The organism is Pseudomonas sp. FW300-N2A2, assembly GCF_017351735.1.
GTDB lineage: Bacteria > Pseudomonadota > Gammaproteobacteria > Pseudomonadales > Pseudomonadaceae > Aquipseudomonas > Aquipseudomonas migulae.
The window spans coordinates 39,061-51,869 of record NZ_JACNDU010000009.1 but is presented as its reverse complement, the minus strand read 5'-3'; the positions used below and the strand labels follow the sequence as shown (position 1 = coordinate 51,869).

Sequence of the window (12,809 nt, the reverse complement as noted above, 5' to 3'; positions counted from 1 at the left end):
TCCAGCGTCGCATTGAAGAGGATTAGGCCACCCCTATTCAGTTCAAAAGTAGCCATGCACGAACAATATCAGCCCCGTGAAATCGAAGCCGCCGCCCAGTCGTTCTGGGACGAGCAAAAGTCCTTTGAAGTCAGTGAACAGCCAGGCAAGGAGACGTTCTATTGCCTGTCGATGTTCCCTTACCCCAGCGGCAAGCTACACATGGGGCATGTGCGCAACTACACCATCGGCGACGTGATCTCCCGCTACCAGCGCATGCAAGGCAAGAACGTCCTGCAACCCATGGGTTGGGACGCCTTCGGCATGCCGGCGGAAAACGCCGCGATGAAGAACAACGTAGCGCCCGCCAAGTGGACCTACGAAAACATCGCCTACATGAAATCCCAGCTGCGCAGCCTGGGCCTGGCGGTGGACTGGTCGCGTGAAGTGACCACCTGCAAGCCCGATTACTACCGCTGGGAACAATGGCTGTTCACTCGCCTGTTCGAAAAAGGCGTGATCTACAAAAAGAGCGGCACCGTGAACTGGGACCCGGTCGACCAGACCGTCCTGGCCAACGAGCAAGTGATCGACGGTCGCGGCTGGCGCTCCGGCGCGCTGATCGAAAAACGCGAAATCCCGATGTACTACTTCAAGATCACCGCGTACGCGGATGAACTGCTGGAGAGTCTCGACGATCTGCCGGGCTGGCCTGAACAGGTCAAGACCATGCAGCGCAACTGGATCGGCAAGTCCCGCGGCATGGAAGTACAGTTCCCGTACAACGTCGATTCCATCGGCGAAGCGGGCGCGCTGAAAGTCTTCACCACCCGTCCGGACACCCTGATGGGCGCGACCTACGTCGCCGTGGCCGCCGAACACCACCTGGCTACCCTGGCCGCACAGAACAATCCCGAGCTGCAAGCGTTCATCGCTGAATGCAAGGGCGGCAGCGTCGCTGAAGCCGACGTCGCCACCCAAGAGAAAAAAGGCCTGCCGACCGGCCTGTTCGTCGAGCACCCACTGACCGGCGAGAAGCTGCCGGTGTGGGTCGCCAACTATGTGCTGATGCACTACGGCGACGGCGCCGTCATGGCGGTTCCAGCGCACGACGAGCGTGATTTCGAGTTCGCCCACAAGTACAACCTGCCGGTCAAATCGGTGGTGCGCACCAGTTCAGGCGACACCAACCCGGCGCCGTGGCAAGACGCCTACGGCGAACACGGCACGCTGATCAACTCCGGCGAATTTGACGGCCTCGACTTCGCAGGCGCTTTCGACGCCATCGAAGTCGCGCTGATCAAGAAAAACCTCGGCGCATCGCGTACCCAGTTCCGCCTGCGCGACTGGGGCATCAGCCGTCAGCGTTACTGGGGCTGCCCGATCCCGATCATCCACTGCGGCACCTGCGGTGACGTGCCGGTCCCGGAAGACCAGCTGCCTGTCGTACTGCCGGAAGACGTGGTTCCGGACGGCGCCGGTTCGCCATTGGCCCGCATGCCCGAGTTCTACGAGTGCACATGCCCGAAATGCGGCGCACCGGCCAAGCGTGAAACCGACACCATGGACACCTTCGTCGAGTCCTCGTGGTACTACGCCCGTTACGCCTCGCCGCACTATGAAGGCGGCCTGGTGGAGAAATCCGCAGCCGACCATTGGCTGCCGGTTGATCAGTACATCGGCGGTATCGAACACGCGATTCTTCACCTGCTCTACGCGCGCTTCTTCCACAAGCTGATGCGCGACGAAGGCCTGGTGAGCTCCAACGAGCCGTTCAAGAACCTGCTGACCCAGGGCATGGTGATCGCCGAGACTTACTATCGTCGCGAAGCCAATGGTGCTTACACCTGGTTCAACCCGGCAGATGTTGAACTCGAACGCGACAGCAAGGCCAAGGTCATCAGCGCCAAGTTGATCGCCGACGGCCTGCCGGTGGAAATCGGCGGCACCGAGAAGATGGCCAAGTCGAAGAACAACGGCGTTGACCCTCAGTCGATGATTGACCAGTTCGGCGCAGACACCTGCCGCCTGTTCATGATGTTCGCCTCGCCGCCTGACATGAGCGCGGAATGGTCCGACTCCGGTGTAGAAGGTTCGCACCGCTTCCTCAAGCGCGTCTGGCGCCTGGCTCAGGCCCACGTGACTCAGGGCCTGCCGGGCAAACTGGACATCGCCAGCCTGAACGACGAGCAGAAAGTCATTCGCCGTTCGATCCACCAGGCCATCAAACAGGCCAGCCACGACGTTGGCCAGAACCACAAATTCAACACCGCCATCGCCCAGGTGATGACGCTGATGAACGTGTTGGAAAAAGCCCCGCAAGCGACCGAACAGGATCGCGCGCTGGTTCACGAAGGTCTGGAAACCGTGACGCTGCTGCTGGCTCCGATCACCCCGCACATCAGCCATGAGCTGTGGCATCGCCTGGGTCACGCCGATCCGGTGATCGACGCCGGTTGGCCAGTGCTGGACGACAGCGCACTGGTGCAGGACAGCCTGACACTGGTTATCCAGGTCAACGGCAAGCTGCGCGGCCAGATCGAAATGCCGGCCAGCGCGACTCGTGAAGAGATCGAAGCCGCTGCCCGCATCAACGAAAACGTGCTGCGTTTTGTCGACGGCCTGACTATTCGTAAAGTGATCGTAGTGCCCGGGAAACTGGTCAATATCGTCGCCAGCTAATTGGATCAGGCGCCAGGTGAGCCTGGCGCCGAGTAAAACCTTTCGGGCCGCATGATCGGCCCACATGGTTTCAAGGGGAGCAACAAGATGATCAAACGCAATTTGCTGGTGATGGGCCTCGCGGTCCTGTTGAGCGCCTGCGGTTTCCAGCTGCGCGGCACCGGCACCTATGAAATGGCGATCAAGGAAATCGACCTGAGCGCGCGCAATTCCTACGGTGAAACCGTGACGCTCATGCGTCAGGTGATGGAAAACAGCGGCATCAATGTCCACAGCGGCGCACCTTACAAACTGGTGCTGGCCGACGAAAAAGAAACCCAGCGCATTCTCAGCTACGCAGGCGCCGGCCGTACTGGCGAGTATGAACTGAATACCGTGCTCGACTACGTCATCCTGGGTCGGAACGACCTGCTGCTGGTGAGCGACAAGATTGAAACGCAGCGAGTCTTCATTCACGACGGCAACAACCTGGTGGGTTCCGACCAGGAAGCCGCCGATGCCCGCAGGGACACGCGTCGTGAAATGGTTCAACGCATGATGATCCGCATGCAACAGCTCACGCCATCTCAGCTGGATCAGTTGCAAGAGACTGCCGAAGCCAGGGCCAAGGCTGAAGCCGCGGCACTTGAAGCAGCGCAAAAGGCTGAAGCGGAAACGCCGCGTCAGTCGCCTGTCGAAATCCCGCAGCAATAAGACTTACGGGGCGCTCAGGCGCCCCGTTTGCCCTCGCCTATGAAACTCGCCCCCGCCCAACTCGCCAAACACCTGCAAGGTACGCTCGCGCCGGTCTACATCATCAGTGGCGACGATCCACTGCTGTGTCAGGAAGCCGCCGACGCCATTCGCGCAGCCGCCCGTCAACAGGGCTTCGATGAACGCCAGGTGTTCGCCGCCGAAGCCAGTTTCGACTGGGGAACGCTGCTGCAAGCCGGCGCAAGCATGTCGTTGTTCGCTGAAAAACGCCTGCTGGAACTGCGTCTGCCGTCCGGCAAACCCGGTGACAAAGGTGCAGCCGCATTCATCGAGTACTGCTCGCGACCGGCCGAAGACACTGTGCTGCTGATCAGCCTGCCGAAGCTCGACGGCAGCGCGCAGAAAACCAAGTGGGGCAAGGCGCTGGTCGAAGGTCAGCACACTCAATTCGTGCAAATCTGGCCGGTGGACGCCAGCCAGTTGCCGGGCTGGATCCGGCAGCGCTTGTCCCAGGCAGGCCTGTCCGCCAGCCAGGACGCCGTGGAACTGATCGCCGCGCGAGTCGAGGGCAACTTGCTGGCGGCCGCGCAAGAGATCGAAAAGCTCAAGCTGATGGCCGAAGGCGGGCAGATTACCGTCGAAACCGTGCAAGCCGCGGTGGCCGACAGCGCGCGCTTCGATGTCTTTGGCCTGACCGACGCGATTCTCAACGGCGAAGCCGCCCACGCCCTGCGCATGCTCGAAGGGCTGCGCGGTGAAGGCGTCGAACCGCCGGTGATTCTCTGGGCGCTGGCCCGGGAACTGCGCTTGCTGGCCAACCTCTCGCTGCAATACAGCCAGGGCGTGCCGCTGGACAAAGCCTTCAGCTCTGCCCGACCGCCGGTCTGGGACAAACGCAAACCGCTGATGAGCAAAGCCTTGCAACGTTACTCGGCGCAACGCTGGGCACAGTTGTTGTTGGAAGCACAGCGCATCGACGCACAGATCAAAGGTCAGGCGGCGGGTTCGCCGTGGATGAGTTTGAGTCGGTTGTCGTTGTTGATGGCCGGACAGCGGCTGACATTGCCTGCCGAGTAAGGCGTTCGACCGCATCACGGCCATTCGCGGGCAAGCCTCGCTCCTACAGATCCGATGCTAAACCTGTAGGAGCGAGGCTTGCCCGCGAAGACGTCCGAAAGGTCCTACGCAATGTGGGGTCTAGACAGAACCCCAACTTCGGCAGATTATTTCCCCCCGCAAAACCCCACTCAATCGAGAGATCCGATCATGAGCAAAAAGCCATCTAAACATGGCCCCAACAAGGCAAAATCCATCATCGCCCAGCCACTGTTCCGCAGCCGTCAGGAACGAGCCGGCAAGGGCAAAGGCAGCTACCGCCGCGAAGCCTTCCAGTCTGACAACTGGGAGGCTTCTTACTTTCTGGCGGCCTGAAAGGCAAGCCATCGCTCAACATGTTAAGGTCTGCACCTGATCCGTATTCCCTGGACCCGTGCATGCCCCTTTGTATTTCCCGTCGTTGGCATTTGCGCCAATTGATTGCTGCCTCCAGCCTCGTTCTGCTTGTCGCCTGCGCGGAAAAACCGACCGCCGCCGACGCCCAACCGCTTCAGACCCTTCCCGTCGCGACAGCCCCTGCGGTGATCCCGCCCGTGGTGCCGACCGGTGAAAATCTCGACATCCAGCCGACCCAGACCTTTGCCGAATGGCAGGCGGGTTTCCGCAAGGATGCGCTGGCCGCCGGCATCCGCGCCGACCTGTTCGACCGCGCCTTCGCCAATGTCAGCCTGGACACCAGCGTGATCCGTGCCGACCGCAGCCAACCGGAATTTTCCCGCCCGGTGTGGGAATACCTCGATGGCGCCCTGTCGCCGCTGCGCGTGCGCAAAGGTCAGGCACTGGTCAGCCAGTACGCCGACATCCTGCAAAGCATCGAACAACGCTACGGCGTCGATCGTCAGGCACTGGTCGCGGTGTGGGGCATGGAAAGTAACTTCGGCCAGTTTCAGGGCAGCAAGTCGGTGATCAACTCCCTGGCGACGCTGGCCTACGAAGGCCGGCGCCCTGGTTTCGCCCACGCGCAATTGATCGCGGCCCTGCAGATCCTGCAACAGGGCGACATCGCGCCGGAGAAAATGCTCGGCTCCTGGGCCGGCGCCATGGGCCAGACCCAGTTCATCCCGACCACCTACAACACCCACGCCGTGGACTTTGATGGCGACGGCCGTCGCGACATCTGGGGCAGCTCTGCCGACGCCCTGGCGTCGACCGCGCACTACCTGCAAAGCTCTGGCTGGCAGAAAGGCCAGCCATGGGGCTTTGAAGTGCAGCTGCCGGGCAGCTTCAACTACGTGCTGGCCGATGGCTCGATTCGCAAGAGCGTCGCCGAATGGCAGCAATTGGGCGTCACGCTGCCTAACGGCGGCCAGGTTCCGGCCGGCTCGGAACACCTGTCGGCGGCCCTGCTGCTGCCGGCGGGCTATCGTGGCCCGGCATTCCTGGTGCTCGACAACTTCCGTGCGATCCTCAAGTACAACAACTCGTCGTCCTATGCGCTGGCCGTCAGTTTGTTGTCCGAGCGCTTCAACGGCGCGGGGTTCATCAATGGCACCTGGCCCAAGGATGATTTGCCGCTGAGCCGTACCGAACGGATCGAGCTGCAAAACTTGTTGAGCGCGCAGAAATACGAAGCGGGCACCGCCGACGGCATCATCGGCGCCAACACCCGCAAAGCGATCCGCAGCGCCCAGCAGTCGTTTGGCTGGCCGGCGGACGGGTATCCGACGCACAAGTTGCTCGAAGGCTTGCGTAACCGCTAAAAGCTTCGCGGGCAAGTCGGATCGCCGCACCGCTCGCTCCTACAGGAAACATGTAACACCTGTAGGAGCGAGCGGTGCGGCGATCCGACTTGCCCGCGAAGACTGACTATCAGGCGCTGTAAAACTATCGCTTGATGACTACATCCTGCTCCAACACCAATTCCTTATTGCCCGCATCCAACCGGACCAATGCCCCCATCGGCAACGTCAGGTTCGGATCGCAATGCCCGCTGCGCCACCCCGACAACACCGGAATCCGCAACGGCTCGAACGTCTGCTTGAGCAACCGCTCCAGCGCAATCGAATCGACCCCGGCCACATCCCCCACCAGAACCCCGCGCAACTTGCCCAGCGTGCCGGCCAGACGCAGATGAGTCAGCAATCGGTCGACGCGATACAACGGCTCGTTGATGTCCTCGAGAAGCAGGATCACGCCCTCGGCCTCGATTTCATAAGGCGTGCCCATGGTCGCGGCAATCATCGACAGGTTACCGCCCAGCAAGCGCCCGTGAGCGATGCCTGGCTCGATTGTGGTCAACGGGTAAGCCACCGGGTGCGTCAACACACTGCCCGCCTTCACCTGCCCCCTGAGCATGTTGAAAAACGAGGACTCGGTAGGCTTTTGCTTGTCCCCCAACAAATCAGCGTTGAGCAGCGGGCCATGAAAAGTCACGAACCCGGCATAACGGCTGATCGCCAGGTGCAGCGCCGTGATATCGCTGTAGCCGATGAACGGCTTGGCGTTGTTCTGCAATAGTTCGAAATCAATGCGATCGAGCAAACGCGGCGTGCCGTAACCACCGCGCAGGCAAATGATCGCATCGACCTCGCTGTCCGCGAACGCGGCGTGCAGGTCATTGAGCCGCACATCGTCGCTGCCGGCCAGGTAGCCGTCCTGCTCATACACACCGGGGAAAATCCGCAACGCGTAACCGCGCGCGCGCATCCAGCTGATGGCCTTATCGGTGTCCAGTGCAGCGGGGCCTGCGGGCGCAATGACGCCGATCATCCCTTGCGAGGGCAAGGCCGGAACGGGTTTGTGGGGAAAAAGAGTGTGGGTCGGTCGAACGGTCATCCATGAATCTCCCTGCGCGAAAGCTTCTGCACACAGTAGTCAGGAACGGGAATAAACAGAAGAGGGACAGTCGCCCCACAGCGTGCAGGAAAAGACTGTAGTTGCCGTAGGCACGGCAAAAAAATGCCCGCAAGGCTGAAAAGCCTTGCGGGCGTATTGTTACAACGACGAGATCAGTTCAGCTTTTACCAGCTTCGCCTGCTCGTCGGCGTGGTACGAGGAACGTACCAACGGACCGGAAGCGACGTTCTTGAAGCCCATCTTGTAACCTTCCTCGGCGAACCAGGCGAAGGTGTCCGGGTGCACGAAACGTTGCACCGGCAAGTGGCTGCGGGACGGTTGCAGGTACTGGCCGAGGGTCAGCATGTCGATATCGTGCTCGCGCATGCGCTTCATGACTTCGATGACTTCTTCGTCGGTCTCGCCCAGACCCAGCATCAGGCCGGACTTGGTCGGAATGTGCGGCATCATCTGCTTGAAGCGTTGCAGCAAGGTCAGCGACCACTGGTAGTCCGAACCCGGACGCGCAGCCTTGTACAGGCGCGGCACGGTTTCCAGGTTGTGGTTGAACACATCCGGTGGCTCGGCGGCGGTGATTTCCAGCGCCACGTCCATGCGCCCACGGTAATCCGGGACCAGGGTTTCGAGCTGCACGTTCGGCGACAGCTTGCGGATTTCGCGGATGCAGTCGGCAAAGTGCTGGGCACCGCCGTCACGCAGGTCGTCGCGGTCAACCGAAGTGATCACTACGTATTTCAGTTTCAGGTCGGCGATGGCAATGGCCAGGCTTTCCGGCTCATTCACGTCCAGTGGTTTCGGACGGCCGTGGCCAACGTCGCAGAACGGGCAGCGACGGGTGCAGATGTCGCCCATGATCATGAAGGTCGCGGTGCCGCCGGAGAAGCACTCGCCCAGGTTCGGGCAGGACGCTTCTTCGCACACACTGTGCAGCTTGTGCTTGCGCAGCAACGCCTTGATGCGGTCGACTTCCGGGGAAACCGGGATGCGCACGCGGATCCAGTCAGGTTTCTTCGGCAGTTCGGTGGTAGGAATGATCTTTACCGGGATGCGTGCAACCTTCTCGGCGCCGCGCAGCTTGACGCCGGCTTCAACCTTGGCACGCGGGGCCGGACGCTCGGTGACATCCAGCGTCGGGATCATGGTTTGCACTGCATCAGTAGTCATATCAGTCGATTCCGCCCGTTAGGGTCGTCTGCTCAGCATAGTCGAGGTGTTTGACGAGCTGCGCGCGCAGCCGGGCACTTACCTCGGCAAATTCAATCGATCCTGCGTGATCGCTCAGCTGGGTCATCGCCAGCCCGGCGTAGCCGCAGGGATTAATCCGTCGAAACGGTTCCAGGTTCATGTCCACGTTCAGGGCCAGGCCATGAAAGGAACAACCGTGGCGGATCCGCAGACCCAGGGAAGCGATTTTCGCCCCATCGACGTAGACACCCGGTGCATCCGGCTTGGCCGCAGCCGTCACGCCGTAGCTGGCCAGCAGCTCGATCAGGCAGAGCTCCATGCGGGTGACCAGGTCACGCACGCCGAAACCCAGCTTGCGCACATCGAGCAACAGATAGGCGACCAACTGGCCGGGACCGTGATAAGTCACCTGACCACCGCGATCGACCTGCACCACCGGAATATCCCCCGGCAGCAACAAGTGCTCGGCCTTGCCGGCCTGGCCCTGGGTGAACACCGGTGGGTGCTCAACCAGCCAGATTTCGTCCGCGGCATCGCTGCCGCGTTCGTTGGTGAAGCGTTGCATGGCATGCCAGACCGGCTCGTACGCCATCTGGCCGAGCTCGCGAAAGCCCAGCGTGCCAGACATCACAGCACCATGTGCACGAAGCCGGTAGCCCGCAGTTCGCTGTTGATGTTGTACAGCTGGTCCTGGTCGGTGGCGACGATGTGCAATTGAATCGTGGTGTATTTGCCGTTGGTGCTTTGGCGTTCATCCACACGGTCATGGTTGATCGTCGCGTGTTTCTTGACGATCTCGATGATCCTGTCTTTGTTGCCAACACCGGTATCGCTGATCACCTTAACCGGGTAATCAACGTTGGGGAATTCGATCTTGGGCGCCTTTACTTCAGTATCGGTCATGGCGTAACGGCCTCGTAAGCGTAAGCCGTGGCGACGGGCATGACCCCGCGCCGGATGAGCGCGGGACCATGCAGGTGCACACTAATTCAGTTGAACAAGCCGTAGAAGAATAGACGGATGCTATCCCACATGCGACGGAAGATACCACCCTCTTCGACGCCATCCAGAGCGATCAGGTCAGCGCTGTGCACCACCTTGTCGTCCAGTTTGACTTCGACTTTACCGATCACGTCGCCCTTGGCGATTGGCGCAACCAGTTGCGGGTTCATGGTCATGCTGGCAGCGAGCTTTTTCAGCTGGCCTTTTGGCAGGGTCATGGTCAGGTCTTCAGCCAGGCCGGCCTTGACTTGATTGGTGGAGCCTTTCCAGACAGGGGCCTGAGCCAGCTCGGCGCCTTTCTGATAGAAGGTCTGGGTTTCGAAGAAACGGAAACCGTAGGTCAGCAGCTTCTGGGTTTCCGACGCACGTGCCACTTCGCTGTTGGTGCCGAACACCACGGCGATCAGGCGCATGCCATCACGTACGGCCGAAGACACCATGCAGTAGCCGGCTTCGTCGGTGTGGCCGGTTTTCAGACCGTCGACCGTCTTGTCGCGCCACAGCAGCAGGTTACGGTTAGGTTGCTTGATGCCGTTCCAGAAGAACTCTTTCTGCGAGTAGATCGCGTAGTGAGCCGGGTCTTCGTGGATGATCGCGCGAGCCAGCACGGCCATGTCGTGAGCCGACGAGTAGTGCTCAGGGTTCGGCAGACCGGTCGGGTTCATGAAGTGGCTGTTGGTCATGCCCAGGTCGGCCACGGTTTTGTTCATCATGTCGGCGAAAGCGTCTTCGCTGCCGGCGATGTGCTCGGAGAGCGCAACACTGGCGTCGTTACCCGACTGAATGATGATGCCGTGCAGCAGGTCGCTGACGGTCACTTGCGAACCGACTTTGATGAACATCCGCGAACCGCCGGTGCGCCAGGCGTTTTCGCTGACGGTCACCGGGTCGTTTTCGCCGATCTGGCCACGACGGATTTCCAGCGTCGCGATGTACGCGGTCATCAGCTTGGTCAGGCTGGCAGGCGGCAGACGCTGGTCACCGTTGTTCTCGACCAGCACGTTGCCGCTGCTGGCATCCATGAGCACATAGGCTTTGGCGGCCAGTTGTGGCGGCGACGGCATCATCTCGACCGCGAAAGCGGCAGGCGAGAGGAGCAGCGGGACTAGAAGGCACAGGCGTTTGGCAAAGGTGGTGATGTTCATCCGTCTCTCGAAATCGCTAATGGAAACTGCCCGAAGGCAAAACTAATCTAGATGACCTTCTGACGGGCCATCGCGTGTTCAGTCGTTCACTCAGTACCCTTGCCGGGCTTTTGTTCTTCAACGAGCCAACAACCAGGTCCACCCCTCAAAACCGCAAGTGAACCGTCAATCAAGTACTACGTATTACTCGGCGGTGACCACGCTCGGCGAACCGAGATTGGCCAGGCGCACGCTGTTCTGCACTTGCTGGATTTCACCCGGCGAGCCGATCGGCCCCAGGCGCACCCGATGCAGTGTCTGTTGATTACGCACGATCGAGCTGATGAACACCGGAGCGCTCACCATCCCGCTGAGCTTCGATCTCAGGAGTTCTGCAGCGTCCGGGTTGGCGAACGCGCCCACCTGCAGATACTGGCCAGAGGCTGGTACAGAAGCGTTTTTTTTTGCATCGATCTGCACGGGTACGACGGCCGCGGCGTGTTGCTGCGGCGGCGGCGTCCATTGCTCGACCGTGCCGGCAGAAGCGGTAATCGTCGGCGCGGCATTTTGCGCTACTTGCGGCTCGTTGAGCATCAAAGGCGCCGGACGGCCTTTGGCCGCCCACCATTGCTGCGGGTCGATGCCTTCGACCTTGACCCGTGCGGTACCGGTTTCGGCGTAGCCGAGTTTCTTCGCGGCAGCGTAGGACAAGTCGATGATGCGATCCGAGTAAAACGGCCCGCGATCGTTGACCCGCAAAATCACTGACTTGTTGTTGTCGAGGTTGGTCACCCGAACGTAACTTGGCAGTGGCAAGGTCTTGTGAGCGGCGCTCATGCCATACAGGTCGTAAACCTCGCCATTGGCGGTGTTCTGGCCGTGGAACTTGGTGCCGTACCAGGACGCCGTGCCCGAGGCGACGTAGGTCTTGGATTCTTGCAGCGGGAAGTAAGTCTTGCCCAGCACGGTGTACGGGTTGGCCTTGTAAGGACCGGTGTGCAGGGTCGGCGTGGCATCCGGGATGCGCGATACGTCGACGTCCCACCACGGTGCGCCATCTTTGTGGGCGCGGTTGATGTCCAGCCCCGGCGCCGAGCGCACGGCGGTGGATGATTTCTGTGACGGTGCGCGGCTGGTCGAACAACTGGCGACCAGCACTGCCAACGCGGCGAATGCCATCAGCTTCAGGGGTTTATTCATAGGCAATGCCCGCATTACTTGACGCCCCGTGCTTGGACCAGCTGTTCAGACAGTTGATGTACTGCCATGGCGTACATCACGCTGCGGTTATAACGCGTGATTGCGTAAAAATTCGTCAGGCCCATCCAGTATTCAGGGCCATTGTCACCTTCCAGGCGGAATGCCGTGACCGGCATATCATCGCGCAGCGCATCATGACTTGACCACCCTAGAGCCCGCAACTCCCCGACGGTTTTAGTCGGTTCGATGCCGGTGGTCAAACCTTCGTCGACCTGATCGCCACGCACATCGGCGCGGCTGACCACCGGTTCGCCGGCCACCCAGCCGTGACGCTTGAAGTAACTGGCGACGCTGCCGATGGCATCGTCCGGATTGGTCCAGATATTAATGTGGCCGTCACCGTCGAAGTCCACCGCATAGGCGCGAAAGCTGCTCGGCATGAACTGCGGCAAGCCCATCGCCCCGGCGTAGGAGCCTTTGAGGGTCAATGGATCGACCTGCTCTTCCCGGGCCAGCAACAGGAATTCACGCAATTCCTTGCGGAAGAATTCGGCACGGGGAGGATAGTCGAAACCCAGGGTCGACAAGGCGTCGATTACCCGGTAATTGCCGGTATTTCGACCAAAAAAGGTCTCAACGCCGATGATCGAGACAATCACCTGGGCCGGCACGCCATATTCCTGCTCGGCACGGGCGAGTACCGCCTCGTGCTGCCGCCAGAAATCCACACCGCGGGCGATGCGCGCGTCGGTGATGAACATCGGGCGATATTCTTTCCACTGTTTGACCCGCTCGGCGGGCTTGGAGATCGCGTCCAGAATCGACTGCTTGCGCTCGGCTTCGCGGAACACGCCCATCAGCTGTTCACCGGCGAAACCGTAGTCGCGGGTCATTTCACCGACGAAGCCGGCCACCTGGGGTGAGCCTTCGTAATCGCCGGCCAACGCGTCCTGCGCTGTGCCAAGGATGCTCACCAGGCCGACCCATGGCGCGTATCGAGTCGCCCAGCCACGCATTACTTGCATTGAAATC

Annotated in this window: 12 protein-coding genes; 5 read left to right on the top strand and 7 right to left on the bottom strand. The window is 60.8% G+C overall.

Annotation, left to right across the window (positions count from 1 at the left end; translation table 11 throughout):
* Nucleotides 1-54 precede the first annotated feature (54 nt).
* The 5 genes from leuS (at nucleotide 55) to J4E42_RS14320 (ending at nucleotide 6,170) form a co-directional block, all read left to right on the top strand.
* Nucleotides 55-2,661 carry a leucine--tRNA ligase gene (gene leuS / locus J4E42_RS14340; RefSeq protein ID WP_008044551.1) on the top strand — a complete coding sequence of 869 codons (2,607 nt, stop codon included), beginning with the start codon at nucleotides 55-57 and terminating at the stop codon, nucleotides 2,659-2,661.
* Nucleotides 2,662-2,748: 87 nt separating this feature from the next.
* Nucleotides 2,749-3,354 (top strand): LPS assembly lipoprotein LptE, encoded by a 606-nt coding sequence (gene lptE, locus J4E42_RS14335; protein WP_008044550.1) that lies wholly within the window; start codon nucleotides 2,749-2,751, stop codon nucleotides 3,352-3,354.
* A gap of 39 nt (nucleotides 3,355-3,393) precedes the next feature.
* The gene (gene holA / locus J4E42_RS14330) at nucleotides 3,394-4,431 is read left to right on the top strand and encodes a DNA polymerase III subunit delta (protein WP_008035107.1); all 1,038 of its coding nucleotides are present in this window, start codon (nucleotides 3,394-3,396) and stop codon (nucleotides 4,429-4,431) included.
* A gap of 189 nt (nucleotides 4,432-4,620) precedes the next feature.
* Complete coding sequence (gene arfA, locus J4E42_RS14325; protein WP_008035105.1) at nucleotides 4,621-4,785, top strand: alternative ribosome rescue factor ArfA; 165 nt, start codon at nucleotides 4,621-4,623, stop codon at nucleotides 4,783-4,785.
* A 62-nt stretch (nucleotides 4,786-4,847) separates the two neighbouring features.
* Nucleotides 4,848-6,170, top strand: a complete 1,323-nt coding sequence (locus J4E42_RS14320) for a lytic murein transglycosylase (RefSeq protein ID WP_192228051.1) — start codon at nucleotides 4,848-4,850, stop codon at nucleotides 6,168-6,170.
* A 124-nt stretch (nucleotides 6,171-6,294) separates the two neighbouring features.
* Here the strand turns inward: J4E42_RS14320 and J4E42_RS14315 are convergent, their stop codons facing one another.
* The 7 genes from J4E42_RS14315 to mltB form a co-directional block, all read right to left on the bottom strand.
* Nucleotides 6,295-7,245 (bottom strand): LD-carboxypeptidase, encoded by a 951-nt coding sequence (locus J4E42_RS14315; protein ID WP_207285482.1) that lies wholly within the window; start codon nucleotides 7,243-7,245, stop codon nucleotides 6,295-6,297.
* Nucleotides 7,246-7,404: 159 nt separating this feature from the next.
* Nucleotides 7,405-8,430, bottom strand: a complete 1,026-nt coding sequence (gene lipA, locus J4E42_RS14310) for a lipoyl synthase (RefSeq protein ID WP_008035102.1) — start codon at nucleotides 8,428-8,430, stop codon at nucleotides 7,405-7,407.
* Between the two features lies 1 nt (nucleotide 8,431).
* Nucleotides 8,432-9,079, bottom strand: coding sequence for a lipoyl(octanoyl) transferase LipB (gene lipB, locus J4E42_RS14305; RefSeq protein WP_008044547.1), 648 nt, complete (start codon nucleotides 9,077-9,079; stop codon nucleotides 8,432-8,434).
* Nucleotides 9,079-9,354 carry a DUF493 domain-containing protein gene (locus J4E42_RS14300; protein WP_008022933.1) on the bottom strand — a complete coding sequence of 92 codons (276 nt, stop codon included), beginning with the start codon at nucleotides 9,352-9,354 and terminating at the stop codon, nucleotides 9,079-9,081. Before J4E42_RS14300 ends, lipB begins: the two co-directional genes overlap by 1 nt.
* 86 nt (nucleotides 9,355-9,440) lie before the next feature.
* Nucleotides 9,441-10,598, bottom strand: coding sequence for a D-alanyl-D-alanine carboxypeptidase family protein (locus tag J4E42_RS14295; protein WP_008035100.1), 1,158 nt, complete (start codon nucleotides 10,596-10,598; stop codon nucleotides 9,441-9,443).
* 183 nt (nucleotides 10,599-10,781) lie between these two features.
* Nucleotides 10,782-11,792 carry a septal ring lytic transglycosylase RlpA family protein gene (locus J4E42_RS14290; RefSeq protein WP_008044546.1) on the bottom strand — a complete coding sequence of 337 codons (1,011 nt, stop codon included), beginning with the start codon at nucleotides 11,790-11,792 and terminating at the stop codon, nucleotides 10,782-10,784.
* Complete coding sequence (gene mltB, locus J4E42_RS14285) at nucleotides 11,792-12,802, bottom strand: lytic murein transglycosylase B (RefSeq protein WP_008035098.1); 1,011 nt, start codon at nucleotides 12,800-12,802, stop codon at nucleotides 11,792-11,794. The genes J4E42_RS14290 and mltB overlap by 1 nt, the downstream gene beginning before the upstream one ends.
* Nucleotides 12,803-12,809 lie beyond the last annotated feature (7 nt).